Genomic DNA, 26,528 nt, shown 5'->3' with positions numbered 1-26,528 from the left:
TTGGCAGTATTTCAGGGGTATATGACATTGCAGACAAAAAATCTCACACCTAGGGTCACCTTGTCAACAACGAGGACCGGCGGCAGTCGCAGTCCAGAGGAGCTAAGCATGTCGAACAACTTCACGAGCCATTTCTCAGCCGACGATGCGGCGCTGGTGCTGATCGATTTTCAGCCCCTCCAGATGTTCATGGGTGTCGAGAGCCACGACCGCAACGCGATCAAGAACAACCTTCAGATCATCGCCAAGAGCGCGAAGCTTTTTAACGTACCGACGGTTCTGTCGACGGTCACGGCGGAGACTTTCGCGGGTCCGTTCGTTCCGGAGGTCACCGAAGGGGTTTTTCCGGGTCACGAGGTCGTCGATCGCACGTCCATCAACGCCTGGCTCACTCCCAAATTTGTGAAGGCCGTCGAAGCAACGGGTCGCAAGCGCCTCGTCATCGCCGGCCTCTGGACGGGCGCCTGTGCCGCGTTCAACGTGATCGAGGGCCTCCGGCGCGGCTATGAAGTGTTCTTTGTCGCGGACGCCTGCGGCGATACCAGCATTCAGGTCCATGAACGTGCCGTCGACCGCATGATCCAGGCCGGCGCCGTGCCAACCACCGCACAGCATTTCGTCTACGAACTGCAGCAGGATTGGAGCCGTCAGGAAACGTATCAGGGCGTGATCGACATCATGAAGGCGCACACAGCATTCGGCACTCAGATCTTCTTCTCCAAGTGGGCGCTGGGTGGGCACGATAGCGCCTCGAAGGCGGCCCAGCTCACTGCCGCATAGAAATTGCGGTCCGGCGCGACCGCAGCGTCTGAGTCGTGGGAGCGCCGGTCCTATTGATATCGAGCTTCGATGCCCACCGGTTTCCGCAATCCGGGAAGGCCTTTGTGTCGGCGATCTCACTCTGCATGGAACGACGAAGCCGGTCGTTCTGCACGCAGTATTCCACGGGGCAGGGGGTCAATCCGCTCAGCAAGCACTATACGATGGGCTTCGATGCGTCCGCGAAGATTAAGCCGACCGAGTTCGGCGTTAGCACATAAGTGCCTCTCTTCAGCGACGACGTCGACATCATCATTAGCGCGGCATTCGAGCGTCAGAGTTAGCAGCTTTGGCGGGCGTCGGGCGCAAGAGAGCCAGCTCCACGCCGGTGACGATTTTGCTTCATTGGCGCATTGCGGCCGGACCTGGCGGGCTCATCGCGCCCGGACTGGCCATGACTCAGTTCCAGCTTGATCCGACGCGGCAGCTCGAACTCAACCTGGCTCACATCTCCGGCTCCAGCCTTGTGGGCGGGCATCCGGGTCTACCTGCTCATCGTCTATTGGAGGAATTATGATGCTCTACCGACAGTTCGCCACTCAGGAGGAAATCGACAGGGAATACGACGTTGAGAAGTCGGCGCCCGACTTTCAACGGTACGCCGAGTTCAACATCAATGAAAGCAAGAAGGCACGCGACGAACTTGAGTGCCTTCTCGACGTGCCATTCGGACCGACGGTCGAAGAGACGCTCGACATCTTTCCGGCTCAAGATCCCGACGCGCCTATTCTCGTTTTTATCCACGGCGGGTACTGGCGTTCGAACAGCAGTAAAGAATTCAGCTGGGTTGCGCGCGGACCGGTCGCGCTCGGCTTCACGGTGGTGATAATTAATTACGCACTTTGTCCGAAGGTCACGCTGCCCGAAATCACGCGTCAGACCCGGGCGGCGATCGCCTGGGTTCAGCGTTCGAGCAAAACGTTCAGCGGTAGTCGGCGCAGGATATACGTGGCCGGACATTCCGCTGGCGGCCACCAGGTTGCGATGCTGCTGAACACCCGATGGATGGAGGATTATGGGTTGCCACGCGACGTGATCCGGGGAGGTTTTGCAATCAGTGGGCTGTTTGATTTGCGGCCGCTTCGATTTTCTTGGCTGCAGCCCATGCTTCAGCTCACCGAAGACATCGTTCAAACTCAGAGCCCACTTCTTCGCCTGCCGGATCGCGTGCCACCCTTGTTTGTAAGTGTGGGTGGCGCTGAGAGTTCCGAGCTTCGACGACAGTCGGCGGACTATCTGCACGCCTGGAAGGCCGCGGGACTCAGGGGCTGGTCATTTGAACAGCCTGAAGCGAATCACTTTATGGCAATCGCGGGCTTTATTGATAAGGAGAGCAAACTCTGCGCGAGCCTTAGGCGATTAGTGGAAACGTGCGAAGCGGGATAGCGACGGCGCCAAGGTCGCAGCAGCAGCGTGTCGACTGCAAGGGCCATCTGAGGCCCCCAGAAATGTTTTCCAAATCTCGCTTCGTTCCGGCAGGTTGATGCCGAAAGCGAGATCGCGTTTTCCAACAAAGATGAGACCTTTCAGGAGTCGCAAGGCATTTTAAGTCCCTTGCGTCTATCCGTTCCGCCACGTCCGCTTTGGTCGGGAGATCAGAATACTTAGCGCGTTACCGGCGAAGGGGAAGTGCGATAAGCAAAGCCTCAATGCGGACACCTGGGGCTGCTTTAGGCAATCTCAACGTTGTCCGGATATGAAGGTCCGATGTTCTCTCGCTTGTCCCATTGCCAGCCCGTTTCGCGCGCCATTGTGGCGCTGGCGCTATTTACGCTCGGCATCGCCCTGTCCGGCTGCGCGCAGATCGGCGACACCATGTCGCCGGCCTTCGCCGATCCCGCCAAATACGATCTCTATGAATGCAAGCAATTGGAGGCGGAGCGTAAAGGTCTCGCTGCGCGCGCGGCCGAATTGCAGGGTCTGATGGCGAAGGCCGAGACCGGCGTCGCCGGGCCGGTGGTGGCCGAGATGGCCTACCGCAATGACCTTATTTCGGTGCGCGCCCAGTCCAAACTCGCCGATGAAGCCTGGCGGCGCAACAAGTGCCATGAAACGCCGCCCGCGGCGCCTGCGCCCGCCGCCGCGACGGCGACGCCTCCCGCGCGCTCTCCGGGGCCGGGCGTCAAGGGCGGTCCGTCGCGTGCCGGCAGCGCGGTGTATTGAGCGTGGCCCGCGCGTTTGCTCACGCCCGCCAGTCGTAGATCCAGTCCTGACGCGCCAGCATGCGTTGTGGGCCCATCGCCTTGATCGCGAGGTCGCGGGCGAACGCCAACGGTCCGGTCAGGTGATAGATGCGCCCCTGCCGTCGTGCGGCGCGCTGGACCTGAAACACCCGCGCGCGCCGCAGCCGGCCATAGCGCTTCAGGGCCCCCGGGATCGCAGCGATATTTTCGCCGGCGCCCTCGCTCAGGACACCCTCGCTCAGAACCTGGGCGAGCACCGCGGCATCCTCGATCGCCATTCCCGCGCCCTGCGCGGCAAACGGCAGCATCGCATGCGCGGCGTCGCCGAGCAGTGCGATCGCGCCGTCGCTCCATTCGCCATGGTCCGGCACCGTGAACAGCGCCCATCGCCGCCATTCGTCGACCGCGCCGACCAGCATCCGTGCGGTCGCGGGCCATTGCGACGAGAACGCGTTCTTGATTTCGTTGGCGTCGCCCGCAGCACTCCAGCCCGGCCTGTTCCAGATCCCCGGCACCACGGCGACGACGTTGATCTGCCGCGCGCCGGAGATCGGATAGGCGACGAGATGGGCGTTAGGCCCCATCCAGAGCTGCACGCGCGCCGAGGTATATTCGCGCGGTAACGCCGTGGCATCGAGCGTTCCGCGCCAGGCGATCAGGCCGGAGAATTGCGGCTGCACCTCCGGGAACAGATGATTGCGTACCGCAGACCAGATGCCGTCGGCGCCGATCAGCGCCACTGCCAGTTCCTGCTGCCGCGCATTGCCGCTGCGCTGGACCACTGTCAGGCCCTTGGCATGGCTGGTCACGTCCTCGAACTGGCAGCCGAGCCGCAGATCGATGTCGGGATTGTCGTTGACCTCGGCCAGCAGCGCCGCCTGCAGGTCGGCGCGATGCACCACCCAGTAGGGCGCGCCGGCGCGAAATGAGGCGGCCTCGCCAAGCGGCAGGCGCGCGATCTCGCCGCCGGCGCGCGCGCTCATGATGTTGATTGCATCTGGCGTCACGGCGCGAGGGCCGAGCCGCGGCTTCAGGCCGAGTTCGACCAGAATACGGCTGGCGTTGGGTGAAAGTTGCAGGCCGGCGCCGGCTTCTTCCAGCCGCTCGGCCTTTTCCAGGATGACGACGCGAAAGCCCCGTGCCGCGAGCGTCAGCGACGCCGTCAGTCCCCCGATCCCGGCACCAGCGACGATGATGGTGCGCGTCGCAGCCACGGACCGGTCAGGCGACCCTGTCCTTGAGCACGCATTCAGGGGGGCGCGCTTCGCCGGCGGCGAGGTCGGCCGCAAAACGATAGAGCGTCGAGCAGTACGGGCAGATGATCTCGTTGTCGTTGCCGAGATCGAGGAAAACGTGCGGATGGTCGAACGGCGGATTGGCGCCCACGCACATGAATTCCTGCGAGCCGATCTCGATCACCGAGACGCCGGCATCGTTGTGGAAGTGCGGGACGACATGGTCGGACATTATTCTCACCTTGAATGGCAATGACGGACGGACGCAATCAACGCGATGCGGCAGCGCGAAATGCCGCGCACCATACTGGCGGGAACAGTTGATTCCTAGAGCCCCGACCGCTCATTTGCTCATGCAAATTCGACACAATCTTGTCGTCCCAGAGAAGCCCTTCTTTCGTCGGGGCCGTTGTGTCTAAAAAGCGGCATACTATTTTGAGGGCAGCGAAAACCTTGGGGTTTTTGGCATGAAACGGACGCGGCGGCTCGGTCTGGCTTTGACTGGTATGGCGGTGTGCGCGGCAGCGCTCGCGCTGCTGGCGCCGTATGCGCGCGACGCCTTTGCTATCCTGGCGGCACGGGACGAGCCCGCGCAACTCGCCGATATCAGGATCAATTCTGCTCTGCGAAATAACCCGGCGCTGGTCGAGCAAAACATCGAGGCGGCGCTGGCCGCTCGCGATGCCGATCTCGCCAACAGTTTTGTCGAGCTCGCGCGCGAGAAAAACCTTGCCCTCAGCGACGCGCTGACGACGCGGGTGAGCGATGCCGTTGCGGAGGAAAAATCGGCCTCGCACTTCGCCAAGGGCTTCGCTACGGGGCTGGTGACCGGCAATGCCGACGACGTCGCGAGCCTGTCGGGGACGGTTGCAGGCGATCTCTTCGTGTTCGGCGACATCAGGGATGTGGTGCGCGAAGGCAAGCACCTGGCGATGGGCGAGGATACCGACCGGCTGGTGCTGGGGCTTGCCACGGCTGGCCTTGCGGTCACGGCAGCGACGTATGTGTCGGTCGGCGGCGTGGCGCCGATACGTGCCGGCCTGACGATGGTCAAGGATGCCCGCAAGGTCGGGCGGCTGGGTGAGGGGTTGACGCAATGGGCCGGCCGTTCGGCGCGCGAAGTCGTCGATGCGCCCGTCCTGCAGCAGGCGGTCGCCACCGGCTCGGTGCTGCGGCCAGGCGAGACCGTCAGCGCGATCAAGGCGGCATTTCGCGCCGAGAAGGCCGGTGCGCTGGTTCGATTGGCCAAGGACGTCGGCCGCGTCGGTGAGGCGGCCGGTACGCGCGGCGCGCTGGATACGCTGCGGATCGCCGAAGGCCCGAAGGACGTCGCGCGCGCGGCACGACTGGCCGAATCCAGGGGCGGTCAGACCCGCGCGATCCTGAAACTGTTCGGCCGCGGCGCTCTTCTGCTGGCTGCCGGCGCGTTTAATCTCGCATCCTGGGTATTTGGCGCCCTGTTGGCGCTGTTCGGCTTGCTGTCGTCGATCAAGGCGACCACGGAACGGCTGACCCTGGCGTGGCTGCGGGCCAGGAAGGCTCGGCGGCTGCGAAAACAGCTCGCGGCGGCCGCCGGACCCCCGGAAGTCCCGCTGGCAAGCGCGCTCGCGCACGGCTAGGCTTGCGGTCATTATCGATCGTCAAGCCTTAAATCCCCAAAACAATATGGAAATGATGATGCCGAGTTTTCACAACGGCGCTGTCGAAATTGCCTATCTCGACGAAGGCGAGGGAGATCCGATCGTTCTGGTGCACGGCTTCGCCTCGACCAAGAACGTCAACTGGGTCTATCCCACCTGGGTTTCCGAGCTGAAGAAAAACGGCCGCCGCGTGATCGCGCTCGACAATCGCGGCCATGGCGATTCCGCCAAGCTCTACGATGCCGCGCAGTATGACATCGCTATTATGGCCGGCGACGTCATCGCGCTGATGGATCATTTGCAGATCGCGCGCGCCGACATCATGGGCTATTCGCTGGGATCGCGGATGACGGCCGTGCTCGCGCGCGAGCAGCCGCAGCGCCTGCGCTCGGCGATATTGGGCGGCATTGGGATCGGAATGATCGAGGGGGGCGGCCCCGGCGAGAACGTCGCGACCGCGCTGGAAGCGCCGTCGCTGGAGGACGTGACCGATCCGGTCGGACGGACTTTTCGCGCGTTTGCCGACCAGACCCGCTCCGACCGCCTGGCGCTCGCCGCCTGCCTGCGCGGCTCGCGGCGCCTGATGACGCGTGAGGAGGCGGCTGCCATCGCCGTACCGGTGCTGATCGCGGTCGGCAGCAAGGACGAGATCGCGGGCTCGGCCGAAGCGCTGGGCAATATCATTGCGGGCTCGCAGGTGCTCGACATTCCGAACCGCGATCACATGCGCGCCGTCGGCGACAAGGTCTACAAGGAAGGCGTTCTCGATTTTCTGTCACGAAGAGCGTAGGTCATCCGGCTCGGTCTCGCCTTCGGAATATCTGACGGCGGCGATCAGCAGCACGAATGTCGCGACCCAGACGATGCGCGCGCCATAGCGGTCGTGCGGTCCGGAGATCACGCCGCAGACGAAGGCGTTGCCAAGCAAGGCAAGCGATACGGTCCCGGCGAGCAGCGTGAGATCGTCGAGCCGGCCGCGCCGCAAGCCGGCCGCGAACAGCATCGCGACCAGCACCATCGACGCAAGGGCGACGGGGACGTGAATGCGGTTGATGGCGGTGAAGTCGAGGCGCCATTGTTGCTGGCGCGCGGCGCGCATCGGCTTCACCTGCGACGGGATATAACGCTCGATGATACCGTAGGTGTGGCCGATCCAGGCATTGGTGCCTTCGCCGGTGGCGACCTGCGTGAGTTGCTGCGCGGTGGCGGCAAGCGCGGCCTCGGCTTGCCGGGCCGGATATTCAGCGAGTGAACGCAGCACGATGAATCCCATCTCGTCGTTCAAGCCCTTGAAGCGGCCGAGCGTGTTGAACATGCTGTTGCCCCACAGAAACTGGTCGGCGGTAGCCGGCAGCTGGTCGCGATAGGGGCAGAGCTTCAGCTTTTGCTGTTGGCAATGATCCCTCAGATATTGCGTAACGATGCCGTCCTGCAGCATCCGTCCGAACGCGACGCCATACCCTCCGGGCGTCCAGGCCAATTGTCCCGACAACGCAAAATTCGCCGACAGCAGCATGGCCGCCCCGGCGACGATGGTGAGGCTGCCCTGCGCCAGTCCGGACACAGGAACCCGTCCGCGCAGGAACGGGCGCACCGTCCACCCAACGCAGCATAATCCGAGCAGCACCGCCAGCGTTGCGCTGTGCGTCGCCGCGGCGAAGGCCGTGAAGGCAAACAGCAAGATTTTTTCGACGGTTGAAGTCCTCTCTCCTTGCAGGACCAGGATGAACAGCGACAGCACCGACAGGCCGGCAAAGATGTCGGTCAGCAGCATGCTCGCGAGAAACGGCAGGGCCGTTGTCAGGATCAGCGCCAGGCTCATTGCCAGCAGCCGTAACGGCTGGGCCATGCCCAGCACGCGCAGCGTCAGCTGCACGATCCACAGCGTCGCCAGCGCCTGAATCCCGAGATTGATCCAGAAGCTCGAATCTTCGCCGAAATGCAGGTAGAGGCCGAACACCGTGGATCGGCTCGGCACCAAATAGCCCTCATACCAGCGCGCCAGATAGCCGCCGGTATCCCACTGGAGCAGCGGATAGCCGTTCCACAGGGCAGGCGCGAGCAACAAAAGGGGGACCGCGACGGCGGCGATCCAGACCGACCGCGAGTCGGCGAACCGCGCCCGTAAAATCTGCGTGTCGATGACGTTTCCCCGTTTTGGGGGACCATGCCCGGAATGGTGGCGCGGTCGAAATCCGTCAATAGTTGCAGCGGACCCGGCTTGATTTCCCGAAAATCCCGACCACTTGGATAGAACGTCTCCAGGGCGGGCCGTTCGGATGGGGTTACTTTGCCGGCGCCTGCCTGGGACAGTCGTTCGCCCGCCGTGCTATAATGCGTAAACCAAACAATCGCGAGAGCAACCCATGGCAGTGCATCAGGTCAATCCACAGGGTGCGAAACTGGCGGCGCTCGATCCGATCTGGGATCGTGTGCGAGGCGAGGCGGAAGACATCGTCCGCCGCGAGCCCGAGCTTGCCTCCTTCATCTATTCGACCGTGCTGCATCACGATCGCCTTGAAGATTCCGTGATCCATCGGATTGCCGAGCGGCTCGACCACTCGGCGCTCTCGGGCGATCTGATCCGCCAGGCCTATGACGAGGCGCTGCGCGACGAACCCGATCTCGGCAACGCGTTCCGCGCCGACCTGGTAGCGGTCTATGACCGCGATCCCGCGACCACGCGGTTCATTGATCCCTTGCTCTACTTCAAGGGGTTTCACGCGCTTCAGACCCATCGGCTGGCGCACTGGCTCTATAGAAAGGGCCGCAAGGATTTCGCCTATTATTTGCAGAGCCAATCGTCGGCGGCATTCCAGACCGACATCAATCCGGCGGCCAAAATCGGCCGCGGTATTTTCCTCGACCACGCCACCGGTTTCGTCTGCGGCGAGACCGCCGTGATCGATGACGACGTCTCGATCCTGCATGGCGTTACGCTGGGCGGCACCGGCAAGGAGAACGAGGATCGCCATCCCAAAATTCGCCACGGCGTGCTGATCGGGGCGGGCGCGAAAATTCTCGGCAATATCGAGATCGGTCACTGCGCGCGCATTGCCGCCGGTTCCGTGGTGGTCAAGCCCGTGCCCCACAACGTCACCGTGGCCGGTGTTCCCGCCAAGATCGTCGGCGAGGCCGGCTGCGCCGAGCCGTCACGCACCATGGATCAGATGCTCAACGCGATCGGGCTTTGATTTTGCTCGCTTTCTGACCTCGGGCATTTGGCGCAATTCTGATCCGGTCAGGGCCGAAAAGGCTCTGGCGGTTCGCGGCGTACCGTCCTAAAACTCCCCGGAAAACCTCGACCCGATTGGAGACTGCCGTGGACGTTCAGGAAGTCAGGAAGCTCGACGCCTATCTCAAGCGCGTGTTCGGCAATCCCAGGATTCGCGTGGTGCCGCGGCCCAAAAAGGATGACTCGGCCGAGGTTTATATCGGCGAGGAGTTCATCGGCGTGCTGTTCGTCGATGACGAAGACGACGATCGCTCATTCCAGTTTCAGATGGCGATCCTCGAGGAAGATCTGGTCGATCAGGGGTGAGGTGCGGCGAAACTGCCGCTACCCCTTCGGCCCGTGCAACTGCACCGTCAGACGGTCCATTGCACCTGCGACGTCGCGCCATTGTCCAAGCCAGCTGCGTGGAAAGCGGAACGTCAGGTCGGCGCCGTCGACACGGCGCTCGCTCAGGCACATTCCAGGCGTTGCGCCATCGCGCGTGCAGCGCGCGCTGAGGCTTGGCGCGTTCGCTGAGAACAGGTCTTCGTTGCTGTAGGGCGAACCGTCGCGAAACGCGCGCATCGACAATCCGTCATCGATCGGTGTCGAGTCCTGCTCCAGATAGCGCGGATAAATGGTGCGGACGCGGGTGTCGGGCGCCAGCGTGTCGTGATGCGCCGATAGCGACAGGAATATCCGGTCGATCGGCTGCGGCTTTTCCTCGACCGTGTCGGCGCTGACGTGTTTCGGCGCCTCGGGCGGCTCGAGCGAAGGGAACATGAAGCTGAGATCGACGCGCTCCTGCGGACCGGAGTGGCGCTGGATTTTCATGCGCACTGCAGTCGTCGGCACATTGAACAACGTTGCGCCGATGCTGACCGGCAATCGTGCCGGTCCGCTCGAAGGATCGCTTCCCCAGGTCGGCCACAACAGAAAGGCGACCAGGGCGATCGCGCCTATGGTGATCGTACCCGCGACCATGATCAGGATCATGTGACCGCGCGGGTCCTTGCGCGTGTCGCGGGCGATGTGCTGGGCCGTCGAAAGCAAGGTCATGAACGAGGCATCGTAGGGTTCGAAGCTAACGCCGAATCAGTGCTCGAATATGCCATGCGCCAGCCGATTTCCGCATGATTTCACCGAAGTCAAGGCGACACGAGCCGCGCAAACGCGGCCGCGGCGGCCCCTTGTTAACCTTTCCTTAAGGATGCTGTGGCGGCAGGCTGCCAATTTTGCGAAAGCAGGGCGCGGTTTGTCGAGTAGTGGAAGTGTCCATGTCCCCCGATGCGTTGAATTCCCTGTTCTCCCTTTGCATCGGCTTCGCGCTGGCTGGCGCCCTTGCCAGCGGCTACCAGGCCATGGCCGAGCGTCCCGCGGGTTTCGGGCTGCTGCAGCAGGGCGTGGCGCCGAAGACGTTTGCCGCCGTCCCCTTCCTGGTCTTTGCCGCGCCCTTCATCATCATGCGCAACACGCTGCGCGGCGCCAAGATCGAACGCCGCCGCTTTGAATTCGTGATGATGGCGACCGTCATTGCCGGGTTCTGGAGCCTGATGTCCGGTACGTTCTTCCTGATGACGTTGCGCGCCGCCGGGGTGCTGGCCTAGCACCTGACCGGTTCTGGTCTGGCTTTTTTGGACGCGTTTTCTTCACGCGAACCGGTATCCACTTCGCTCGAAAACGCTATAAGGTCTCCGCGAACAGGAGAACTCGATGGCGGTTTACGAACTGGATGGGCAGGCGCCCGATCTTCCCGCGGACGGAAATTACTTTATCGCCGACACTGCAACCGTGATCGGCAAGGTGCGCCTCAAGAACTCGGCCAGCGTCTGGTTCGGCGCGGTGTTGCGCGGCGACAATGAGTGGATCGAGATCGGCGAAGGGTCCAACGTGCAGGACAATTCGACCTGCCACACCGATCGTGGCTTTCCGCTCACGATCGGAACGAACTGCACGGTCGGTCACAACGTCATCCTGCACGGTTGCACGCTCGAAGACGGCGCGCTGGTCGGGATGGGTTCGATCGTCATGAACGGCGCGAAGATCGGCCGCGGCAGCATCGTCGGCGCGGGTTCCCTCATCACCGAGGGCAAGGAATATCCCGAGTATTCGCTGATCATCGGTTCGCCGGCGAACGTGATCCGCACGCTTTCGCCCGAACAGGTGACGGCGATGGGAAGCGCTGCGAAATTCTACGCCCTCAACGGGCCGCGATTCAAAAACGGCATGAAGAAGATCGGCTGAAGACGGAGCCGCGGTCTTCCCCGGACAAGCCGGTCACCAATGAATTGGAGCCGGCCGTCACGATTTGGCTTTTCGCACCGGACCTGATCGCGCCTTGCTTTTTGCCGGCGCCCGGTCGATCGCGGCGCTTTTGCGAAGCGCATCCTTGAGATCGACGGGGATGCCGTGCTTTTTCAGCACGTCTGCGAACGCCTCATCCGCCAATTCCTGAATCGTCGCCATCCGGTCGCGTCCAAGCTGGGTCAGCTTGTCGAAGGTGTCGTCGTCGAAGGCGATCAATTTGCGCAAGCGTCATCGACTCCTGCATTTCAGCAGACACTCATCCAATGATTGCCGATCGAAATTGTTCCGGAAAGGAACAACGACCTTACGGCGCGGTTGTGACCAGAAAAGGAGATTTGCGATGAAAAGAGCGTCCGTGACGGCCGCGATTAGCGTGATCGCAATTCTGGTATCGACTGTCATTTCGTCTGCGCAAAGCACGGGCGGAGCCAGCGGTGGAAGCGCAGGTGGCGCTGCCAGCGGGTCTTCGGCCGGCGCGGGAAGCACCGTCGGTTCGCCCAGCGCCGGCTCGGTCGGCGTCGGGACTGCGGGCGTTGGCGGTATGCCGTCCGGCGCGGGCAACTCGACACAGCTTTCAACGCCACCGGCGCCTGGCACCAACAGCGCCGGAACGGCTCAGTCTTCGGGCTCGGGGGGCTCGGGCGTAAATACTGAGCCCGGCATGACCACAGGATCCGGGTCGCAGAATATCGATGCCGCGATTGCGGGGGAAAACAAGACCATCGATCGCAAGCTGAAAAGCATTTGTCGCGGCTGCTGATGTGACTGTCAGCCGGTCGCGGAGAAGTGAGCAGAATGATCAAGCGGTCTGCGAGAACCGGTCCTAGATTTGATCCCGGATCTGCAGGGATCCGACGCCGAAGGCGTCAAGCGTTTGAACGCGAGTGAGCACGGAGGATGGGTGATGTTACGCAAAACGATGATCGCGTTGTTCGCGGTCGCTTCAATTGCCGTGCTGGCGCCGGATGCAGCGTCGGCCCGCGGCGGCTTTGGCGGAGGCGGTGGCTTCCACGGCGGTGGCGGTTTCCACGGTGGCGGGTTTGGCGGGGGCTTCCGCGGCGGCGGAATTGGGATGGGCGGCGGTGGTTTCCGCGCCGCGGCCATTAGCGGCGGCGGCTTCCGTTCGGCCGCGATCGGCGCCGGCGCATTTCGCAGCGGCAGCTTCGCCGTCAACGGTTTCCGCGGCGGCTTCCACCCCGGATTCCGGCACCGCGGATTTCCGCTTGCCGCCGCAGCCATCGGCTTCGGCCTGGGTTACGGAGCCTACGGCTACTACGACGATGACTACGGCTATCCGTACTACGCCAATTATGGCTACGACGACTATTACGGCGACGGCGGCTGCTACCTCGCCCAGCAGCAGGTGCTGACCCCCTATGGCTGGCGTGTCCGGCAGGTTCAGGTTTGCAACTAATCCCGCTTGCCCCAATATCGGGATGAATCCCGCGGCCCCGGTGTTTTAATCGCCGAGGCCGCGATTCGTCTGCTGGTACGCCGCTTGCATCGCATCAGGAATGTTGAACATGCTCACAACCCCGGCTTTGACCTTGGTGTTCCTGGGTGTCGTTGTCAGTCTTGGAACGGCTTTTGTCTGGATGCTTTGGGAAATCGAGCCGCGGATCGCCAAGCTGCATCGCAATAGCGATCGCTTCTCCAGCGATCATTTCGGCTAGCTCGTCCGGGGCCGATAGCGCGCAGCATTCTCGCTGCGCGCTATCGGCGTTCGGCGCCAGGCGGCGAACGCCAGCTAACTCAACACTCCGTATTTCTTGAACCAGGCCTGCATCTGGCTCCAGGCATCGTCGGCCGCTTCCTTGCGATAGCTGGCGCGATAGTCGGCGTGGAAACCGTGCGGCGCGCCCGGATAGATCTTGAACTCGGCGGTTTTCTTGTTGTCGGCCAGTGCGGCCTTTAATGCTTCCACCTGCGCCACCGGAATCCCGGTATCGGCTTCGCCGTACAGGCCAATCACCGGCGCCTTCATCTCCGGCGCAAGCTGCAGCGGGCTCTTTGGCCAAAGCGGGTTGGGCGGATCGACCGGCGGACCATAGAACGAGGCGCCCGCCTTGAGCGCGCCGCTATGGGCCGCATACTCCCACACCGTCCGTCCGCCGCGGCAGAACCCGATGATGCCGAGCCGGGAGGTATCGCCACCCTGCCACTTGGCCCAGGCCACCGTGCTGTCGAGATCGGACAATAATTCCGCGTCCGGCTTCGAATTCACGATCGGCATCAGCTGCGGGATGTCCGTGATCTTGGTGAGATCGGTACCTTTGCGGAAGTAATAATCCGGCGCGACCGCGAACGCGCCGAGCTTGGCCAGGCGCCGGGTCACGTCCTTGATGTATTCGTGCAGGCCGAAGATTTCCATCGCCACCAGTACGACGGGTGGATTGCTGACGCCGGCCGGCCGCGCGAAATAGCCGGGCATTTCGCCGTCAGCGACTTTGATCCTGGTGTCGCCGGCGGTGAGGCCATTGGTGTCGGTCTTGATCACGTCGGCGCGCACCGGTCCGGCGGCAAGGGTGTATCCGGCCGTCACGGCGGCCGACGCGGTCATGAACCCGCGGCGGGAAAACGGCGCGATTTTTGTCAGCCCGATGATGTCTGAAGTCAGCAGGGGTTCGGCACTCATTGAAAGTTCCTCCTCTTTGGGAGGCGCATTCAGCAAACAATTGAAGCCAAACGCAAATCACCTGCTTGCGAGGATTTCACTTTAAGTGCGGTCTCAAGATTGCAGGGGCACAAAAAACAAGGCCGTCGACGTAGTATACCGTCAACGACCTTGCCAGCCCCGGATATTGAAATCGGCTCACGCCATCCGGTGAACTGCAGCATGACCGCGAATCTCACGGGCATATGTGAACCAGTTCACAAACGGCGAAGAAAATTCACGGCGGGGCTCGGAAGCAGGGCTTCGCGACGACGAATGCGCGTCGTCGGCCCAAGGCCGCGGTCGCCATGGAAAACGCCTATGGCCGTGGACCGGCTGCCCCGACTGGCATCTGGCGTCGGGCGGGCCTTCCCCCGAAAACGGCGCCAGCGGTTGTCAGCCGTTCGATTTGCCGCGCTTGCGGTGCGTACTCGCGTGGGGTTTTGCCCTGGCCGAGCGCTTGCGGGTGGGTTCAGCCGTAGGCTCGGTGGCCTGCGCGCTCGCGAACGATTGCCGCAGCCCCTCGATCGCTTCGGTCAGACTTCCGACCTGTTCGGAAAGCTTCCTGGTATCGGTCTGCTGCGAGGCGAGGAGGCGACGCACGGTCTGCAACTGGTCCTGGACCACTTGCAGCTGGTCGATCGATTCCTGCTGGGTGGCCTCGAGGCCCTTGGTCTTTTCGACCAGTTGCTCGGACGCTTGGGCGGTGCGAGCCTGCAATTGGCGGATCGCCACCACGCGATCCGTTTCGGGCGCATTGCCGGTATAGGCGCGCCAGAGCGCGATAGAGCCGATCCCCAGCACAACGAATATCAGGGCGACGGCGCCGATCGCGATGGGTTGCACGCCGATACGCGTGATGGAGCCAATATTGGAATTCCGGGGGGCGAGTTCGATCATGAGACTCCAAGCCGGACATAATTTGAAAGTTCCCAATTACCACAACCTCAACGTGGCTAAAACCGGGGATTTGCCGGATTGGTGCAGGATTCCAGCTAGAACGTCCAAAAACCGGGATTTTGGGCGCAAAACGGCTTTTGACGGCCTGCGCGCACGTTCGCTTCGCGCCGGATGTTCCGTAGTAACCGCTGGGCTGCGAGCCCGGATAAGCGCCGCGCGACTGTCGCTCCGAGCCCGGCGTTTGGCGCTTTCGGTTCCGCGCGGGGTTTTGCGTCACGTGTCAGGTCCCCAAAAAAGTTGCGGCCAGCCTTTGGGGAAGGAAGGTTCGCCCATTGATAATATTTAAGAATTTCACTCATTGCTCGCTCTTGCCCGTTTGTTCCCCAACTCCGGAAGGCTATCCACACTGCCCCATTCATCACGCGGAACGACGTGCGAGTAGCGTGCGACGCTGCGGACATCCTTCCAGTTTTTGGTACCGGCGAGCCCCTGAACGTCGCCCATGTGTGGCGGAAGGTGTGGAACCCGACGAAGTCGAGTCGGAACTTCGGCTTCTTCCATCCGGTGGGGCGGCGCTTCGAGCACGGCAGGCGGCAGACGGCCATCGTGGCGCGGAGCAGGAGGTGCTTGAAGCGACCACCCTCCTTGAACTTAAAGAGCGGTTCGCGTCCGGGGTTGGCTTTAATTTAAGTTGTGTCTTCAGCCGGTCGGCGAGATCCTGGCGCAGCCGGAGCATGCGCGGATCACCGAGCCCTCGTGGCCCGCGCACTTCGACCGTCTGTTCTCGTCGAGTCCGCGGCACGAATAGCCTAACGAAACGGATCAGGGGCGAAAGCCGCCTGTGGAATCTTTTCAGCCTTCAGCGTTTCGTCGATTCTTTCGGCATTGAGGGCGTTTAACAGATTACGACAGCGCGCTCACGATCATTGCTGGCACACCGATCCTCTAAGCTACTGCCTTCTCACGAAGATCTCGTTTGGGTTCGTTCTGCCGAATTTTCGAACTTACCTTTATCGCGGGCGGACCTCCTTCTCAACGATGTTTTTTCTCAGTTTTGAATCCGAGCGCTGCGAGTAGCGTTCCAGCGCCGCGAGGCGTCGCACCGCCGTATGCAGCGCATCGAGATCCTGGGATCTCGACAAAATATCAACCTCGTTGAGAGCCTTGACGTGTTCAACCTCGATTTGGCGGAGACGCTGACACATCGCCTCAACAGACGAGTCACCAGTGGTTGCATCGCCGTCGGTGCTAGCAATGGTGGCCGCGGCCAGGCCATGGCGAAGCGCGTTCATCCGCGAACGCGCTTTGCCTTCCTGACTGCGTGGGCCACGACTTTTCGCGCCATTGCGCCTGTTCGCCGCGATCTGCCGTTGCGATGCCCTCTATGCTGGCGCGGAATTGTGCTGGGTATCGAGGAACAGGAGCGGAATGGTTTCTGCGAGAGTCCGGTTGTGGGAACAATCGGGTAATGTGGAAAAAATCGACTTGCGTGCTGCGGATCTAGCTGGCCTTCGGGAAATCGGCAGTTATCAGGCGCACGATTGTCTCGGTGGTCACCGGCGCAGGTCGTTGTTCGCCGAGGTATCCTCGCAGCGTTTCAAAACCTCAATAAAATCGTAGACCGGCCCGCCTTCCACGTAGACCACCTTGCCTGGCGCATGACCGGCTCGCGGCGCCGGCGAACCGGCTGCCCGCTCCTGCGAAAGATGTCGCCCAATCGGTCTGCAAGAATTCGATTAGCGCGATTGGGCTTCCGTCCGGCCTTCCGCGTTTTCTGAAGGGAAACGATGGCGGCGCCTTCTGCTTTCGCGATATTCACGTCGGTCGGTTGTTCGACTTCTGCTGGAAAAGCCGCAACCTGGTCTCCCCATACGTCTCGCCAATGCGTTCCTGGGGGCTCGCCGCTGCGCTGATAGTCGCACGCAATTGCCCACTCGACAGGCGCCGGAAGCTCGCGAGTGAAGAACAGGCCGGGGTTTTTCGAAACTGTCAGAAGGGTAGCAGCGAGTACACCGGCTGGCATGGCGGCCGACGCCGCGACCGTCAGCGCGCTGGCTATCTGACGTAGTTCCGTTTCTTCATCTGCCGTCGGGATCGCGTCTGAATTCTCTTCCGGCGGCGGAAGGTCGTGTTCGGTGGAGAATCCGAGAGCTGTCAAGATGGACAACCGATCCTGGCACAGTCCCAGATACATCTGATCGAACGCTGCTCCCCACGGAGAGTCAGGTCCAGCCGGGCCAGCTCCCGACCCGCCCCCCGTAGGATTGCGGGAAATAGTCGGCGTGTGGCTGGCGCGCCGGAGTTAATGGTTAAGCGGAAGTATATTAGCGCGGCATCTGGACATTGACGCAAATTTACGACAAGTTGCACGCAAGTTAGGTTAAGGAATAGTTTACCGCTTCGAACTCCGGTCATCACTCCGGGGACGGCGCGGGTCGAGATTCAAAAAGGGACGTCAAAAACTTACAAAAAAATTATTTGCAGCGTGGGCGGTGGTGCGGGACCGAACACGAAGCGGGCAGGGTTACGGTGGTCGAAGTCTTTTCACGGTGGACCGTAGAATACATTAGCGACAAGTGGCTTTCTTGGTCTCACGGCCGCGCGAAATTTTTTAGACGGGCGTCGCGTTTCGTGTGAACTGATTTTCGAGTGCGGTCACGCCTGCTCTGCGTCAGCAGAGTAGAGGAGTGAGCATTGGGTTGCGTTTCATTTACCGCGAGGTCGGAGCCAGCGGTCGATTGGTCCGAGATTGAATCGCGCCTCCAGGAAATTTCGACTGGCGCTCCATCACCGGATCTTCCGATCGAGCCGTCGGCAACTCTTGCAAACGATCCGTCGGCGTCCGTCGACCCACCCGAGATCGCTCCCGGCGATCCCCTCGACATGCTGTCCTTGCTGACAGCCATTCCATCCGACCGGTCCTGAATTTTTCCCATCAATCCGATTGCAAGGAAGCGTTATGGCCAAGCATCAAGTTATCGCATCAATCACCAAAAGCATTTTCGACACCGACGCGCCTGCCGCCGCCCCCTCATTTCCCGTGGAGATTTCTTCCATGACCGTCCCCCCCAAGCGCGAGATCGCCTTCATCGACCGCGGCGTAGATGACCTCGAAACCCTGCTCAAGGCCTCCGCCCCGATGTCGAACCGATCCTGCTCTCCAATGATGAACCAGCACCGCGACAGATGGCGCGAGCGGTTCAGGGCAGGGAAGGGCAGTTCGACGCTATTCACGTCATTGCACATGGACGACCTGGTGAAGTGGCGTTCGGGGCTGGGGTACTGTCGGTCGAAAATATAGATCAATACGCGGAGGATTTAATATCGATCGGTCGCGCGATCAGCGACGACGGCGATCTGCGGCTGTGGAGCTGCCAGACCGGGCAGGGCGCGCGCGGTTCAGCCTTCGTTGCGGCACTGTCGCGTACGACGGGTGTGGATGTTGCAGCTGCGACGGATCTTGTCGGCGCGACTGTTCTCGGCGGCCATTGGGCGTTAGCGACGGAGTACAGTTCGATCAGTACTTGTCCGCCGCTCACTGCGGACGGCATTGCGAGCTACGCCGGGGTGATGAACACCATCACCTTTGACCTTGGCGTGACAACTTTCAATTACACGGTCGGGACGCCGACTGTAATCGCCCCAAGCGCGACTTTCACTGACCAGGGCGGAAACAAGTTTGCCGGATCCACTTTGGTCGTCTCACTTCCGGCAGGTCCGCCTGCCGATACTTTGGATTCGCTCGGAATCTCCAATGTAGGCGGGATTACCACGGATGGGTCGGGGAACGTTCTCTACAACAGCACGATCATTGGCACGGTTGCCGGTGGAACGGGGGGTACCCCTCTAACGATCACTTTGAACGATAACCAAACGAGTGGTCCGAGTAACACTTGGCCCTCAATACAAGCGTTGATAGACGCGATAAATTTTACCGGCTCAGTCAACTCCCCCACCACGGAGACTAACTTCGGCATTACGTTCACATTTACTCAGCAGGGTAATAACAACGGCTCTGCGACCGCCTCTGCAAGCGCTGTCGAACATGAAGGTCCTGTTCTGGGCGGGACCTTCGCTCAGACAGTGAGCGAAGGCGGCTCAGTCACGCTGGGTACGACTGACGCGGTGTCGGACAGCGACGACGCGCTGGGCAATGTGACGATCACCGGTCTGCCGACCGATTTGAGCCAGGCCAGTTTTAGCGGTGGCACCTACACGGCTGCGAGCGGGACCTGGAGCGGCACGGCGGCGCAGTTCAACGCGCTTCATTTCACCGCGGGTGAAACGACCGGCACATTCAATCTGTCGATCGCGGCGACAACGACGGGCGCCGAAGCCGCAACCACGACCCATGCCTATGTGCTGACCGTGAACCCGGTTCCGGAGGGTCCTGTTCTGGGCGGGACCTTCGCTCAGACAGTGAGCGAAGGCGGCTCAGTCACGCTGGGTACGACCGACGCGGTGTCGGACAACGACGACGCGCTGGGCAATGTGACGATCACCGGTCTGCCGACCGATTTGAGCCAGGCCAGTTTTAGCGGTGGCACCTACACGGCTGCGAGCGGGACCTGGAGCGGCACGGCGGCGCAGTTCAACGCGCTTCATTTCACCGCGGGTGAAACGACCGGCACATTCAATCTGTCGATCGCGGCGACAACGACCGGCGCCGAAGCCGCAACCACGACCCATGCCTATGTGCTGACCGTGAACCCGGTTCCGGAGGGTCCTGTTCTGGGCGGGACCTTCGCTCAGACAGTGAGCGAAGGCGGCTCAGTCACGCTGGGTACGACTGACGCGGTGTCGGACAACGACGACGCGCTGGGCAATGTGACGATCACCGGTCTGCCGACCGATTTGAGTCAAGCCAGTTTTAGCGGTGGCACCTACACGGCTGCGAGCGGGACCTGGAGCGGCACGGCGGCGCAGTTCAACGCGCTTCATTTCACCGCGGGTGAAACGACCGGCACATTCAATCTGTCGATCGCGGCGACAACGACGGGCGCCGAAGCCGCAACCACGACCCATGCCTATGTGCTGACCGTGAACCCGGTTCCGGAGGGTCCTGTTCTGGGCGGGACCTTCGCTCAGACAGTGAGCGAAGGCGGCTCAGTCACGCTGGGTACGACCGACGCGGTGTCGGACAACGACGACGCGCTGGGCAATGTGACGATCACCGGTCTGCCGACCGATTTGAGCCAGGCCAGTTTTAGCGGTGGCACCTACACGGCTGCGAGCGGGACCTGGAGCGGCACGGCGGCGCAGTTCAACGCGCTTCATTTCACCGCGGGTGAAACGACCGGCACATTCAATCTGTCGATCGCGGCGACAACGACCGGCGCCGAAGCCGCAACCACCACTCATAACTATGCGCTAACCGTCAACGCCGGTGCAGAGCCGCCGACGCTGGACGTTGACCTCGGCACTCCAAACAGTCAGTCGACGGTAACGCTATCGGGCTCCGAGAATTCTTCGATCTCAATTCCAATTAGCGCGGCGGGAGACAACGACGACGTTCTATCGATTGCGGTTTCTGGTGTCCCAGTTGGCGCAATTCTGAGCGATGGTCACGGTAATTCCTTTACCGGTGACGGCGTCAGCTCGGTCAACATCACCGGTTGGACACTTTCCGGTCTGACTATTGCGCCGAAGTTAGAATTTGAAGGCACCTTTCAACTTTCAGTGACAGCCGCCAATACTACATTGGGGGAACAAGCCCAGACCGTCGGCACGATCAACGTGACCGTCAATCCGGTCGCGGATGTGCCGGTGGTCACCGCCTCGGCGGCGACCATCAACGAGGACGGCAGCAGCGCGCTGACGATCGGGCTGAACCAACGCCGGCGACCTGTTCGAGAACGGCGACGATTCCGTCGCGCTGACCGTGACGCTGTCGAATGGCGCCACGCTGCACGGCACCGGTGTCACCGACCAGGGCGGCGGCGTCTTCACCCTGACCGCGACCTCCGCGGCCAATCTCAGCGGCCTGACCATCACGCCGGCGAGCGAGTTCGAGGGCACCGTGCACGTCGGAGTTTCGGCCGTCGCCCATGACGACGCGGCCGTCTCGGCGCCAGGCAGCGCCTCGACCACGCTCACCGTCAACCCGGTCGCCGATCTGCCGGTGGTCACCGCCTCGGCGGCGACCATCAACGAGGGCGGCAGCAGCGCGCTGACGATCGGGCTGACCAACGCCGGCGACCTGTTCGTGAACGGCGACGATTCCGTCGCGCTGACCGTGACGCTGTCGAATGGCGCCACGCTGCACGGCACGGGTGTCACCGACCAGGGCGGCGGCGTCTTCACCCTGACCGCGCATTCCGCGGCCGACCTCAACGGCCTGACCATCACGCCGGCCTCCGAGTTCGAGGGCAATGTGTCGGTCGGAGTTTCGGCGATCGCCCATGACGGCAGCGCCGTTTCGGCGGCAGGCTCGACCTCAACCAACCTGACGGTCAGTCCGTTTGCGGATCAGCCCGACGTTTCGGCCTCGGCGACCACCATCAACGAGGACGGCAGCAGCGCGCTGACGATCACGCTTAACAACGCCGCCGACCTGTTCGAGAACGGCGACGATTCCGTCACCGTGCAGGTGACGCTGTCGGATGGCGCCACGCTCAACGGCAGCGGCGTCAGCAGCCTCGGTGGCGGCGTGTTCCAGCTGACCGCCCACAACGGCAGCTACGCGACCGACCTGGCCGGCCTGACCATCACGCCGGCCCACGAGTTCGAAGGCACCGTGACGGTCGGGGTTTCCGCCACCGCCCATGACGGTGCGGCCGACTCCACGATCGGCTCGACCTCGACCAACCTGACGGTCAACCCGGTCGCGGATCAGCCCGACGTTTCGGCCTCGGCGACCACCATCAACGAGGACGGCAGCAGCGCGCTGACGATCACGCTCGCCAACGCCAGCGGTCTGTTCGAGAACATCGACGACTCCGTCACCGTGCAGGTGACGCTGTCGGATGGCGCCACGCTCAACGGCACCGGCGTCACCAACACGGGTCCCGGAACCTTCACGCTGACCGCGCATTCCGCGGCCGACCTCAACGGCCTCACCATCACGCCGGCCCACGAGTTCGAGGGCACCGTGACGGTCGGGGTTTCCGCCGTCGCCCATGACGGCGCGGTCGACTCCACGATCGGCTCGACCTCGACCAACCTGACGGTCAGCCCGGTTGCGGATCAGCCCGACGTTTCGGCCTCGGCGACCACCATCAACGAGGACGGCAGCAGCGCGCTGACGATCACGCTCAACAACGCCAGCGGTCTGTTCGAGAACATCGACGACTCCGTCACCGTGCAGGTGACGCTGTCGGATGGCGCCACGCTCAACGGCACCGGCGTCACCAACACGGGTCCCGGAACCTTCACGCTGACCGCGCATTCCGCGGCCGACCTCAACGGCCTCACCATCACGCCGGCCCACGAGTTCGAGGGCACCGTGACGGTCGGGGTTTCCGCCACCGCCCATGACGGCGCGGCTGTCTCGGCGGCAGGCTCGACCTCGACCACGCTGATCGTCAGCCCGGTTGCGGATGTACCGGTGGTCACCGCCTCGGCGGCGACCATCAACGAGGACGGCAGCAGCGCGCTGACGATCACGCTTAACAACGCCGCCGACCTGTTCGAGAACGGCGACGATTCCGTCACCGTGCAGGTGACGCTGTCGGATGGCGCCACGCTCAACGGCAGCGGCGTCAGCAGCCTCGGTGGCGGCGTGTTCCAGCTGACCGCCCACAACGGCAGCTACGCGACCGACCTGGCCGGCCTGACCATCACGCCGGCCCACGAGTTCGAAGGCACCGTGACGGTCGGGGTTTCCGCCACCGCCCATGACGGTGCGGCCGACTCCACGATCGGCTCGACCTCGACCAACCTGACGGTCAACCCGGTCGCGGATCAGCCCGACGTTTCGGCCTCGGCGACCACCATCAACGAGGACGGCAGCAGCGCGCTGACGATCACGCTCGCCAACGCCAGCGGTCTGTTCGAGAACATCGACGACTCCGTCACCGTGCAGGTGACGCTGTCGGATGGCGCCACGCTCAACGGCACCGGCGTCACCAACACGGGTCCCGGAACCTTCACGCTGACCGCGCATTCCGCGGCCGACCTCAACGGCCTCACCATCACGCCGGCCCACGAGTTCGAGGGCACCATGACGGTCGGGGTTTCCGCCGTCGCCCATGACGGCGCGGTCGACTCCACGATCGGCTCGACCTCGACCAACCTGACGGTCAGCCCGGTTGCGGATGTGCCGGAGGTGACCGCCTCGGCGACCACCGTCAACGAAGACACTTCGAGCACGCTGACCATCACGCTCGCCAACGCCGCCGACCTGTTCGAGAACGGCGACGATTCCGTCACCCTGACCGTGACGCTGTCGGATGGCGCCACGCTGCACGGCACCGGTGTCACCGACCAGGGCGGCGGCGTCTTCACCCTGACCGCGCATTCCGTCTCCGACCTCAGCGGCCTCACCATCACGCCGGCCCACGAGTTCGAGGGCACCGTGACGGTCGGGGTTTCCGCCACCGCCCATGACGGCGCGGCTGTCTCGGCGGCAGGCTCGACCTCGACCACGCTGATCGTCAACCCGGTTGCGGATGTACCGGTGGTCACCGCCTCGGCGGCGACCATCAACGAGGACGGCAGCAGCGCGCTGACGATCACGCTCGCCAACGCCGCCGACCTGTTCGAGAACGGCGACGATTCCGTGGTTGTAACGGTGACGCTGTCGAATGGCGCGACGCTGCACGGCACCGGCGTTACCGCCGTTGGCGGCGGCGTCTTCACCTTGTCCGCGACTTCCGCGGCCAATCTCGGCGGCCTGACCATCACCCCGGCGACCGAGTTCGAAGGCAATGTGTCGGTCGGAGTTTCGGCGGTCGCCCATGACGGCTCGGCTGTCTCGGCGGCAGGCTCGACCTCGACCACGCTGATCGTCAACCCGGTTGCGGATGTACCGGTGGTCACCGCCTCGGCGTCGACTATCAACGAGGACGGCACCAGCAATCTGACGATCGGGCTGACCAACGCCGCCAACCTGTTCGAGAATGTCGACGATTCCGTGGTTGTAACGGTGACGCTGTCGAATGGCGCGACGCTGCACGGCACCGGCGTGACCGCCGTTGGCGGCGGCGTCTTCACCTTGTCCGCGACTTCCGCGGCCAATCTCGGCGGCCTGACACCGGCGACCGAGTTCGAAGGCAATGTGTCGGTCGGAGTTTCGGCGGTCGCCCATGACGGCTCGGCTGTCTCGGCGGCAGGCTCGACCTCGACCACGTTGATCGTCAACCCGCTCCCTGAAGCGCCAACTCTCGACCTAAACAGCAGCCTGAGCGGCGATCAGCACACCGGCAGCGTTTCCGGCAATCAGAACACGGCAATCCCGATCTATATCCAGTCCGCGCCGTCGGAGGTCGATCCAGACGCAACATTCGTGATCAACATATCCGGGCTACCGGCTGGCACGACGCTCAACCACGGCGTTCACAACCTGGATGGCAGTTACACCCTGACACAAACTGATCTCACCGGTCTCACCCTCACAGAGACTGGGACCACCCAGCACTTTACGCTCACGGTCGATGCCCAGGTGACAGAAGGCAGCTTGCATGCCGATACGACCGGGACCATCGATGTGACTGTCAACACCAGTCCGGTCTCGGCGAACGGGGAAAGGTTCGTCATCTCGGAAGGCTCAACGTGGGATGATACGTTCACGAAAGACCTGCTTGCGAATGACTCTTCGCCGTCTGGCGGAATCCATCTCGGAGCTAATGCGTTGTTCAACAGCAGCGGCCAGGCCGCGAGTACAGCCATCAGTCCATTATGCCGATGGCACGCTCGCTAGCGGCTACACGGTGACGGAAGACGCCAGCGGTATCCTGCACCTTACGGTTGATAAAAATGTCGTTTCTGGCGGTAACGTCCAAGCCCCCGACGTGTTCTTCAACTACACGGTCACGGACAGTCTCGGGCATACCGCGGTGGCGACGGCCGACATCAAGGCTATCAACGTCACGCCGGGCAACAACGCCCTCGATCTCACGGGACTTTTCGTTAACCCCTACAATTTCTCGTACGTCGATGGCACGAAGGGTAGTGATACGTTCAAAGGCGGAGCCGGCAACGACACGTTCGTTGGCGGGGCTGGCGGCGACAGCTTCAGCGGGGGCACCGGCAACGATACTTTCAAGTACACCGCGATCACCGACTCGCAGCCGGGTTCCGGTAAATTCGACACCATCAGCGACTTTACGCATGGTTCGGACAAGATCGACTTCTCAGCCATCAGCGGGTTGAACAGCACTGTCCAGTCTGTAACGGTCAACAATCTGTGATCGAGGACCTGTTCGAAGCGAACGGATGGGGGGACAGTTGGCGCGACGGCATCTACGACTATGTGCACTACCATTCCAGGATCCATGAGGTGCTGGGCATTGCACGCGGCAAGGGGCGCGTCCGCTTCGGCGGCAGGAATGGTCGAATCTTCACGTTCAAGGCCGGCGACGTCGCCATCCTGCCGGCCGGCACAGGCCACCAATGTCTGTCTGCGGCCGACGACTTCCTCGTCATCGGCGCCTACCCGCCAGCCGGTACCTACGATGAGTGTACGACCGTGGAAGACCGTTCGCGCGCGCTCAAGACCATCCCGAAGGTGCCCCTGCCGCGGAAGGATCCGGTCTACGGAACCGGCGGGCCGCTATCGAAACTCTGGAAGAAAGCGAAATGACCGAGTACGTCGTCCGCTTCCTTGTCGGCGGCGTCGTGGTATCGGCGTTTGCGATGCTGGGAGACGTTTTGCGTCCGAAGAGCTTCGCTGGTCTGTTCGCAGCAGCGCCCTCAGTCGCACTCGCCACGCTCGGCATCGCCGTGTACCGGCATGGAGCCGATTACGCAGCCCTGCAAAGCCAGGCGATGGTTGCTGGAGCGGTTGCACTCGCCGTCTATAGCGTCGTCGTCTGCCATCTCCTTGTCCGGGCGCAGCTGCGAGCAACGCCAGCTACGTTGTTATCGCTTTTCGTCTGGCTGATTGTCGCCTTTGGCTTGCTGGCCCTCGTCGGAGGGCAGATATGACGCCGATCCGTTTTTCGCCGTCATCGCTGCGGGAAGGCCACTGGTACGAATACCTGATCCGCTTCGCGCTGGGCGGCGCCGCGACGGTCTTCACCGGCCTCATCAGTAGCCGCTATGGAGCGTCCATCGGTGGCCTCTTTCTCGCTCTTCCTGCCATCTTCTGTGCAAGCGCGACGCTGATCGAGAAACATGAAACCCGTCGCAAGCGCGAAGCGGGCGTTGCCGGCGAGCGCCGCGGGCAGAAGGCGGCCGCGCTCGATGCCGCCGGCGCCGCGCTTGGCGCACTTGGCATGTTGGCCTTCGCGTTTGCCTTTTCGTTGACGGTGGAAAGCAGCATCCCGGCTGCCTTTATCGGCGCGTCGCTTGCATGGTTGGTCGCTTCGGTGGCGGCCTCGTACGCGCGGCGCAAGGTGCGACCAGCGCGGAGGGCCCGGATCTCAACAAAAAGTAGCGGCTGCGCAATTTCGCGAAGCCGCCACGGTTGATGAAACC

Annotated in this window: 25 protein-coding genes and 2 pseudogenes; 18 read left to right on the top strand and 9 right to left on the bottom strand. The window is 62.6% G+C overall.

What is annotated here, in order from left to right; genetic code table 11:
- Nucleotides 1-108 precede the first annotated feature (108 nt).
- From V1289_RS02395 to V1289_RS02385, 3 genes are all read left to right on the top strand, one after another.
- Complete coding sequence (locus V1289_RS02395) at nucleotides 109-780, top strand: hydrolase (RefSeq protein WP_334395468.1); 672 nt, start codon at nucleotides 109-111, stop codon at nucleotides 778-780.
- A gap of 552 nt (nucleotides 781-1,332) precedes the next feature.
- Complete coding sequence (locus V1289_RS02390) at nucleotides 1,333-2,205, top strand: alpha/beta hydrolase (RefSeq protein WP_334395467.1); 873 nt, start codon at nucleotides 1,333-1,335, stop codon at nucleotides 2,203-2,205.
- A 321-nt stretch (nucleotides 2,206-2,526) separates the two neighbouring features.
- Entirely contained in the window at nucleotides 2,527-2,982 is a 456-nt protein-coding gene (locus V1289_RS02385) for a hypothetical protein (RefSeq protein WP_334395466.1), read from the top strand.
- A 19-nt stretch (nucleotides 2,983-3,001) separates the two neighbouring features.
- Here V1289_RS02385 and V1289_RS02380 read toward each other — a convergent pair whose 3' ends face one another.
- Both V1289_RS02380 and V1289_RS02375 read right to left on the bottom strand, forming a co-directional pair.
- Complete coding sequence (locus tag V1289_RS02380) at nucleotides 3,002-4,216, bottom strand: FAD-dependent monooxygenase (protein WP_334395465.1); 1,215 nt, start codon at nucleotides 4,214-4,216, stop codon at nucleotides 3,002-3,004.
- A 7-nt stretch (nucleotides 4,217-4,223) separates the two neighbouring features.
- Entirely contained in the window at nucleotides 4,224-4,469 is a 246-nt protein-coding gene (locus tag V1289_RS02375; protein WP_074275340.1) for a zinc-finger domain-containing protein, read from the bottom strand.
- Nucleotides 4,470-4,704: 235 nt separating this feature from the next.
- Between V1289_RS02375 and V1289_RS02370 the strand changes: the two genes are divergently transcribed.
- Together V1289_RS02370 and V1289_RS02365 are read left to right on the top strand one after the other, a co-directional pair.
- On the top strand, nucleotides 4,705-5,856 hold the full coding sequence (locus V1289_RS02370; protein WP_334395464.1) for a hypothetical protein: 1,152 nt from the start codon (nucleotides 4,705-4,707) through the stop codon (nucleotides 5,854-5,856).
- Nucleotides 5,857-5,914: 58 nt separating this feature from the next.
- On the top strand, nucleotides 5,915-6,667 hold the full coding sequence (locus V1289_RS02365; RefSeq protein ID WP_309177787.1) for an alpha/beta fold hydrolase: 753 nt from the start codon (nucleotides 5,915-5,917) through the stop codon (nucleotides 6,665-6,667).
- On the opposite strand, the gene V1289_RS02360 is transcribed toward V1289_RS02365, so the two are convergent.
- On the bottom strand, nucleotides 6,653-8,020 hold the full coding sequence (locus V1289_RS02360; RefSeq protein WP_334407228.1) for a hypothetical protein: 1,368 nt from the start codon (nucleotides 8,018-8,020) through the stop codon (nucleotides 6,653-6,655). The two genes, V1289_RS02365 and V1289_RS02360, sit on opposite strands and share 15 nt — an antisense overlap.
- A gap of 223 nt (nucleotides 8,021-8,243) precedes the next feature.
- On the opposite strand from V1289_RS02360, the gene cysE reads away from it, so the two are divergent.
- A complete protein-coding gene (gene cysE / locus V1289_RS02355; protein WP_309177786.1) occupies nucleotides 8,244-9,071 on the top strand; it encodes a serine O-acetyltransferase in 828 nt (275 codons plus the stop codon).
- 128 nt (nucleotides 9,072-9,199) lie between these two features.
- Nucleotides 9,200-9,418 (top strand): DUF3126 family protein, encoded by a 219-nt coding sequence (locus V1289_RS02350; protein WP_334395463.1) that lies wholly within the window; start codon nucleotides 9,200-9,202, stop codon nucleotides 9,416-9,418.
- Between the two features lie 18 nt (nucleotides 9,419-9,436).
- Here the strand turns inward: V1289_RS02350 and V1289_RS02345 are convergent, their stop codons facing one another.
- Entirely contained in the window at nucleotides 9,437-10,150 is a 714-nt protein-coding gene (locus tag V1289_RS02345) for a hypothetical protein (RefSeq protein WP_334395462.1), read from the bottom strand.
- A 218-nt stretch (nucleotides 10,151-10,368) separates the two neighbouring features.
- Here V1289_RS02345 and V1289_RS02340 point away from each other — a divergent pair, with 218 nt between their 5' ends.
- Both V1289_RS02340 and V1289_RS02335 read left to right on the top strand, forming a co-directional pair.
- Entirely contained in the window at nucleotides 10,369-10,698 is a 330-nt protein-coding gene (locus tag V1289_RS02340; protein WP_074275345.1) for a DUF6949 family protein, read from the top strand.
- Between the two features lie 106 nt (nucleotides 10,699-10,804).
- Nucleotides 10,805-11,335, top strand: a complete 531-nt coding sequence (locus V1289_RS02335; protein WP_334395461.1) for a gamma carbonic anhydrase family protein — start codon at nucleotides 10,805-10,807, stop codon at nucleotides 11,333-11,335.
- A gap of 57 nt (nucleotides 11,336-11,392) precedes the next feature.
- Here V1289_RS02335 and V1289_RS02330 read toward each other — a convergent pair whose 3' ends face one another.
- Nucleotides 11,393-11,623 (bottom strand): hypothetical protein, encoded by a 231-nt coding sequence (locus V1289_RS02330; protein WP_334395460.1) that lies wholly within the window; start codon nucleotides 11,621-11,623, stop codon nucleotides 11,393-11,395.
- Between the two features lie 115 nt (nucleotides 11,624-11,738).
- On the opposite strand from V1289_RS02330, the gene V1289_RS02325 reads away from it, so the two are divergent.
- The 3 genes from V1289_RS02325 to V1289_RS02315 all read left to right on the top strand — a co-directional run bounded on the left by V1289_RS02325 (nucleotide 11,739) and on the right by V1289_RS02315 (nucleotide 13,071).
- Nucleotides 11,739-12,158, top strand: coding sequence for a hypothetical protein (locus tag V1289_RS02325; protein ID WP_334395459.1), 420 nt, complete (start codon nucleotides 11,739-11,741; stop codon nucleotides 12,156-12,158).
- A gap of 144 nt (nucleotides 12,159-12,302) precedes the next feature.
- Entirely contained in the window at nucleotides 12,303-12,812 is a 510-nt protein-coding gene (locus V1289_RS02320; RefSeq protein WP_334395458.1) for a hypothetical protein, read from the top strand.
- Nucleotides 12,813-12,921: 109 nt separating this feature from the next.
- Nucleotides 12,922-13,071 carry a hypothetical protein gene (locus tag V1289_RS02315; RefSeq protein WP_171985529.1) on the top strand — a complete coding sequence of 50 codons (150 nt, stop codon included), beginning with the start codon at nucleotides 12,922-12,924 and terminating at the stop codon, nucleotides 13,069-13,071.
- Nucleotides 13,072-13,145: 74 nt separating this feature from the next.
- Here the strand turns inward: V1289_RS02315 and V1289_RS02310 are convergent, their stop codons facing one another.
- The 4 genes from V1289_RS02310 to V1289_RS02295 all read right to left on the bottom strand — a co-directional run bounded on the left by V1289_RS02310 (nucleotide 13,146) and on the right by V1289_RS02295 (nucleotide 17,145).
- Nucleotides 13,146-14,033: a dienelactone hydrolase family protein gene (locus V1289_RS02310; protein ID WP_334395457.1), complete on the bottom strand. Its 888-nt coding sequence runs from the start codon at nucleotides 14,031-14,033 to the stop codon at nucleotides 13,146-13,148.
- 414 nt (nucleotides 14,034-14,447) lie between these two features.
- Nucleotides 14,448-14,951, bottom strand: a complete 504-nt coding sequence (locus V1289_RS02305) for a hypothetical protein (protein ID WP_334395456.1) — start codon at nucleotides 14,949-14,951, stop codon at nucleotides 14,448-14,450.
- A gap of 1,010 nt (nucleotides 14,952-15,961) precedes the next feature.
- Nucleotides 15,962-16,243, bottom strand: a complete 282-nt coding sequence (locus V1289_RS02300; RefSeq protein WP_334395455.1) for a hypothetical protein — start codon at nucleotides 16,241-16,243, stop codon at nucleotides 15,962-15,964.
- Between the two features lie 305 nt (nucleotides 16,244-16,548).
- Nucleotides 16,549-17,145 (bottom strand): hypothetical protein, encoded by a 597-nt coding sequence (locus tag V1289_RS02295; protein ID WP_334395454.1) that lies wholly within the window; start codon nucleotides 17,143-17,145, stop codon nucleotides 16,549-16,551.
- Between the two features lie 956 nt (nucleotides 17,146-18,101).
- Between V1289_RS02295 and V1289_RS02290 the strand changes: the two are divergent.
- From V1289_RS02290 to V1289_RS02265, 6 genes and pseudogenes are all read left to right on the top strand, one after another.
- Nucleotides 18,102-18,461: pseudogene (locus tag V1289_RS02290) on the top strand (DUF4347 domain-containing protein); the annotation flags it as partial.
- Nucleotides 18,462-20,832: 2,371 nt separating this feature from the next.
- On the top strand, nucleotides 20,833-24,810 hold the full coding sequence (locus V1289_RS02285; protein ID WP_334395453.1) for a beta strand repeat-containing protein: 3,978 nt from the start codon (nucleotides 20,833-20,835) through the stop codon (nucleotides 24,808-24,810).
- The gene (locus V1289_RS02280) at nucleotides 24,698-25,300 is read left to right on the top strand and encodes a M10 family metallopeptidase C-terminal domain-containing protein (RefSeq protein WP_334395452.1); all 603 of its coding nucleotides are present in this window, start codon (nucleotides 24,698-24,700) and stop codon (nucleotides 25,298-25,300) included. The genes V1289_RS02285 and V1289_RS02280 overlap by 113 nt, the downstream gene beginning before the upstream one ends.
- Nucleotides 25,294-25,692: pseudogene (locus V1289_RS02275) on the top strand (cupin domain-containing protein); the annotation flags it as partial. The gene V1289_RS02280 and the pseudogene V1289_RS02275, both read left to right, overlap by 7 nt.
- On the top strand, nucleotides 25,689-26,036 hold the full coding sequence (locus V1289_RS02270; protein ID WP_334395451.1) for a DUF3147 family protein: 348 nt from the start codon (nucleotides 25,689-25,691) through the stop codon (nucleotides 26,034-26,036). The pseudogene V1289_RS02275 and the gene V1289_RS02270, both read left to right, overlap by 4 nt.
- Nucleotides 26,033-26,521, top strand: coding sequence for a DUF3147 family protein (locus V1289_RS02265; protein ID WP_334395450.1), 489 nt, complete (start codon nucleotides 26,033-26,035; stop codon nucleotides 26,519-26,521). The genes V1289_RS02270 and V1289_RS02265 overlap by 4 nt, the downstream gene beginning before the upstream one ends.
- The last annotated feature ends 7 nt before the right edge of the window (nucleotides 26,522-26,528 follow it).

The sequence above is a fragment of the Bradyrhizobium sp. AZCC 2289 genome, assembly GCF_036924615.1.
GTDB lineage: Bacteria > Pseudomonadota > Alphaproteobacteria > Rhizobiales > Xanthobacteraceae > Bradyrhizobium.
This window is presented reverse-complemented; position numbering and strand designations above follow the sequence as displayed.

Bases quoted from the DNA above. Each gene is read 5' to 3' on its own strand.
- V1289_RS02295 (WP_334395454.1), bottom strand. From the start codon at position 17,145: ATGTATCTGGGACTGTGCCAGGATCGGTTGTCCATCTTGACAGCTCTC.
- V1289_RS02270 (WP_334395451.1), top strand. From the start codon at position 25,689: ATGACCGAGTACGTCGTCCGCTTCCTTGTCGGCGGCGTCGTGGTATCG.
- V1289_RS02370 (WP_334395464.1), top strand. From the start codon at position 4,705: ATGAAACGGACGCGGCGGCTCGGTCTGGCTTTGACTGGTATGGCGGTG.
- V1289_RS02340 (WP_074275345.1), top strand. From the start codon at position 10,369: ATGTCCCCCGATGCGTTGAATTCCCTGTTCTCCCTTTGCATCGGCTTC.
- V1289_RS02395 (WP_334395468.1), top strand. From the start codon at position 109: ATGTCGAACAACTTCACGAGCCATTTCTCAGCCGACGATGCGGCGCTG.
- V1289_RS02385 (WP_334395466.1), top strand. From the start codon at position 2,527: ATGTTCTCTCGCTTGTCCCATTGCCAGCCCGTTTCGCGCGCCATTGTG.
- V1289_RS02320 (WP_334395458.1), top strand. From the start codon at position 12,303: ATGTTACGCAAAACGATGATCGCGTTGTTCGCGGTCGCTTCAATTGCC.
- cysE (WP_309177786.1), top strand. From the start codon at position 8,244: ATGGCAGTGCATCAGGTCAATCCACAGGGTGCGAAACTGGCGGCGCTC.
- V1289_RS02365 (WP_309177787.1), top strand. From the start codon at position 5,915: ATGCCGAGTTTTCACAACGGCGCTGTCGAAATTGCCTATCTCGACGAA.
- V1289_RS02335 (WP_334395461.1), top strand. From the start codon at position 10,805: ATGGCGGTTTACGAACTGGATGGGCAGGCGCCCGATCTTCCCGCGGAC.
- V1289_RS02265 (WP_334395450.1), top strand. From the start codon at position 26,033: ATGACGCCGATCCGTTTTTCGCCGTCATCGCTGCGGGAAGGCCACTGG.
- V1289_RS02315 (WP_171985529.1), top strand. From the start codon at position 12,922: ATGCTCACAACCCCGGCTTTGACCTTGGTGTTCCTGGGTGTCGTTGTC.
- V1289_RS02390 (WP_334395467.1), top strand. From the start codon at position 1,333: ATGATGCTCTACCGACAGTTCGCCACTCAGGAGGAAATCGACAGGGAA.
- V1289_RS02325 (WP_334395459.1), top strand. From the start codon at position 11,739: ATGAAAAGAGCGTCCGTGACGGCCGCGATTAGCGTGATCGCAATTCTG.
- V1289_RS02280 (WP_334395452.1), top strand. From the start codon at position 24,698: ATGACTCTTCGCCGTCTGGCGGAATCCATCTCGGAGCTAATGCGTTGT.
- V1289_RS02300 (WP_334395455.1), bottom strand. From the start codon at position 16,243: ATGAACGCGCTTCGCCATGGCCTGGCCGCGGCCACCATTGCTAGCACC.
- V1289_RS02305 (WP_334395456.1), bottom strand. From the start codon at position 14,951: ATGATCGAACTCGCCCCCCGGAATTCCAATATTGGCTCCATCACGCGT.
- V1289_RS02310 (WP_334395457.1), bottom strand. From the start codon at position 14,033: ATGAGTGCCGAACCCCTGCTGACTTCAGACATCATCGGGCTGACAAAA.
- V1289_RS02375 (WP_074275340.1), bottom strand. From the start codon at position 4,469: ATGTCCGACCATGTCGTCCCGCACTTCCACAACGATGCCGGCGTCTCG.
- V1289_RS02345 (WP_334395462.1), bottom strand. From the start codon at position 10,150: ATGACCTTGCTTTCGACGGCCCAGCACATCGCCCGCGACACGCGCAAG.